The organism is Gorillibacterium sp. sgz306347 (assembly GCF_059735245.1).
In genome coordinates this window covers 1-3,897 of sequence record NZ_JCAPET010000089.1, presented here as the reverse complement: position 1 = coordinate 3,897, position 3,897 = coordinate 1, and the positions used below count along the sequence as shown (strand labels likewise).

Annotated in this window: 1 pseudogene; it reads right to left on the bottom strand. The window is 53.0% G+C overall.

The features are described from left to right. A pseudogene (locus tag AC6I6H_RS22365) lies at window positions 1–3,644 on the bottom strand (hypothetical protein); the annotation flags it as partial. Between the last annotated feature and the right edge of the window lie 253 nt (window positions 3,645–3,897).

The window sequence follows — 3,897 nt, the reverse complement described above, 5'->3', positions numbered from 1 at the left end:
GGAGACGGGGTCGGCGTGGACGGGTTCGTCGTCGGCGCCGGGGTTGCCGGCGTCGGCGTCGGGTCTACCGGTGTCGGTGTCGGAGCGGATGCCGTTGTTACGCCAAGCTTGACGGGATTCATCCGGTTGCCGTAGGTGTCGCCCACTACAAGGTAAACATCGTAGGCCGTGCCCGGCTGCAAACCGGCAATCGTGACCGTTTCTTCTACCAAGCCAAGGGTCGGGATGCTTCCTTTTGCAGCCGCCGGTTCATTTTCCGCGTTACGGCCGTTTACGATTTGTTCAGTGGTGGGCTGTTCCGCACCGTGCGGTACCGCCACATAGTATACGGTGCCCGGCTTGTCCGACTGGACGAGCACGCTTGCGCCGTTAGGCGTCGTTTCGCCGCCCGCTTTCGGATAACCGGATTCCATAACGGGTTTTACCGCATCGGCATGGATCAGGCTGATTTCCTTGCCGTTCAAAACATGGCTGGCTTTAACGCCCGTCAGGCTTTTGACGCTTCCTTCTTCCTGGTACAGCTTGATTGGACCGACGACGCCTTTGTCCCCGTCCTTCAGCGTATACGTGAACTGAAGCCCGCCCGTCATCGGGTTTACTCCGCTATAGTAGGCTAACACAAGTTGACCGCCAATCGACAAGGAAATCGCCGGGTGATTTTCCACAACCACCTCTTTGTCAAACTTCGCTTCAAAGGTCAGCTTGGCCCCGATTCCATAGGTTCCTGCCTCGGGACCGGTTACCCGGGTGATTGACGGAGCAACCAAATCGATTGCTTCCGTGGTGTGCAGAATCACCATGTCCGAGTTTTTCTGCCGATTGTTATTTTTATCCACAATTACTATATGCACATTGTATTTCCCGTCCGCCTCAAGGTTGGTTACCTCGACGGACTTTTCAATCTCCGCTTCCACCGGCGCACTGCCGCTGCCGAGCCCCGGCATGCCCTCCGCATTTTGACCCGCTATGATTTGCTCGACCGAAGGCTTGGCGGCGTTATGCGGCAAAACGACATAATGCAGGTTTCCGTTCTCACTGCTCTTAATCTTCATTCTTGCGGACGTCGCCGTTGCCCCGTCATCCTCAATCGGATAACCGGCCACCATTTCGGGACGGGTTCCGTCCGCTTTAGGCGTTCCGTTCAGCGGGACCTTTATCGCCGTTTCAGCTAATACGTCGGCGTTGTTTTTGATTGTTCCGTTGTCGAACAGAAGCTTGTCGGGAACAATCAAACCGTTGTCGCCTTCTTTAATTTGGTAGAGAAACGTAACAAATTTATTCTGGTATATATCGTAATTCATAAAATTCGCTACGCCTTGCCCTTCACCGATTTTTAGTTGAAGGGACGGAAGGGCGTTTGTTTTAATGGTGCTGTCAAAGTAAAGCGTGATCAGAACAGAATCTCCAATGCCGTATTCTTTGGAGAACAGGATGATGGAGGAAACCTTTGGACCTGCAGCGGCAGTCCGAACGGTGACCTTGGAAGGCACCGCCGATTTGTTGTTGGCTTTGTCATTTATGACTGCATAAACGTCATAAGCGGTGTCCGGCTTCATGTCTTCGAATTCGAATTTTACATTCAGTTCGTCGGTCTCATGGTTGGGCATATTTGCGTTTTGCGCAAAATTTCCTTCCGCATTTTGGGAAAGCAAGACTTGCATGGTAGTAGGAGCCGCTGCCCCATGCGGCAAAATAACGAAATGAGTTGAACCAGGTTCATTTGTTTTCATCAAAACGTTGACGCTATCGGTTGTGGCAGTGCCCGCTTTAGGATATCCGGCAGCAAACGTGGGCAGCTCCGTGTCGGCATACACAGGAATTATATTAACACCGTATAACGTATTCCCGGCCGGCGTATTCGTCTCCTCACTTAGGAGGCTGCCGCCCGTTTGGTCAAGCCCCGTTACGGTAATCAGCCCGTTGTCGCCGCTCTTTACCTGGTAGGTAAAAGTAAATTCGTCGCGGAATTTACCGGTCACAGGCGCGATTGCTGTCTTGTCGCCAATCTGAAGGGCAAGACCCGGCGTCCCGGTATAATATACCGGCTGATCAAACGTTACGGTAAAGTCAACGGATGATCCTTCGATCTTATAAGTGCTGCCCTGATATTGGACACTCGCTACTTTCGGCGCTACCGGGCTTGTCCCGGAGCTCGTCTGGACCGACACCTTGGCAGGAATGGCTAACCGGTTTTCGGCTTCATCGATTAACGCCGTATACACATCGTAGGAGGTATTCGGAGCGAGTCCCTCGAACTTCACGCTCAGTTCGCTTGACCCATTACTGTATTTGTTAGCGCCTTTCGCCGGCTTTCCTGTCGCGTCTTGCGCATGGATTACCTGATCCGTGGTAGGCGCATCGGCTCCATGCGGCAGAGCAACAAAATAAGTTAAGCCCGACTCCACGGTTTGAACCAGGATATTGGCGCTGTCCGTTGTAACTTCACTGCCCGCTTTCGGATACCCCTCAGCGAACGCAGGCAGCTCTGTATCGGCATAAAATGCGGGGTAATTTTTTCCGCTTAGCGTTTCTTTTGCTGTAAGATTGCCTTCGGTGGATTTCACCACGCCCGCCGCCTGATTCAGGCGAACCGCGTCGATCAGCCCGTTGTCTCCGGGCTTGACGGTGTAAGAGAAACGCAAGCCGCCCAGGTTATCGAGGTAAGTAGCCATGGCCGGCTTTCCGCCGATGTCCAGCACAAGACCGGGCATTCCCTGAGCATACACCAGTTGATCGAATTGAACGACAAAGGTGATCGCTTTGTCCACGTTGTTAAAGGTCCTGGAAGGGTAAGCTTCCACATTGATTACTTCGGGTTCCGTCGGATTCTGCTGCTGGGTCGTCTGCACCGTCACCTTGGCAGGAACGGCCGGCCGGTTTCCCAAATAATCTTCCAGTACGATGTACACGTCATAAGTCGAATTCGTATCGAGGTTTTCAATAGATAACTGAGCCCGGTAGCTGGCATTCAAGTCCGTGATGCCGGAATCAGCCGGCAAGCCTTCACCGTTTCGGCCGTCCACGACTTGCTCCGTTGACGGTTCGGCCCCTCCTTGCTTCACCACTATATAGTATATGGTCCCCGGCTCGTCGGCTTGAACATTTACAACCGCGGAGTCGTCGTACGTATTGCCGTCTGTTTGCGGACCTTCTACATAGGAGGGAGCGAGAGTGTCAGCACTTAGGCCGTTAAGGGTAAGATTGTTTAATTGGGTGTCTGCGTTCACTCCGGATTCGCTTTTAATTGATCCCATGTCCATATTAAGGCGGATGGGGGTCACAAACCCGTTATCGCCGTCAGCAATTTGGTAACGAAACCTATAGCGGACATTGTAAATGGGGTCGAGTCCGACATACTCGGCAAACGCCGTTTTGTCTCCAATCTGGATTTCCAGCCTCGGAGAACCGGTCATAACCACGTTGTGGTTGAACCCGACATCAAAGTTGATTTCCTGCCCCTTGCCGACGACCCCGGAATCCTCGGATGCGACCACGTTGACCACCGGAGGGGGCATTTCGTTGTTCGGTCCGGTTGCGTTCGCCTTTTTTGTACCGGCGACACCTGCCAGTTGCCCTGCAAAAAGAGCAAGTGTCAATAATAATGCAACCAGCGGTTTTCCTATCAGTTTGTTCCTGTGGTACATGTTGCGCCTCCTTCATGATGTGTCCCTTACTAGAAACCTCTGCCATTATACCTCCCGGCTCTGAACAAATTCTGAACAAGCAGGAAAAACCCCAATCCGATAAACAGATTGGAGTTTTAGCCTTGCGGAGAGCGCCCGTGCGCCCTCCGACTTTTTTGCTGGCCGGTTAGGCCGTATTATGCTTTTATGGCGTTGCCGCGTGATCAACGGAAGCGGCCTGGATTGCGCCGTAGGCCCAGTGGGCGGCGGCGAC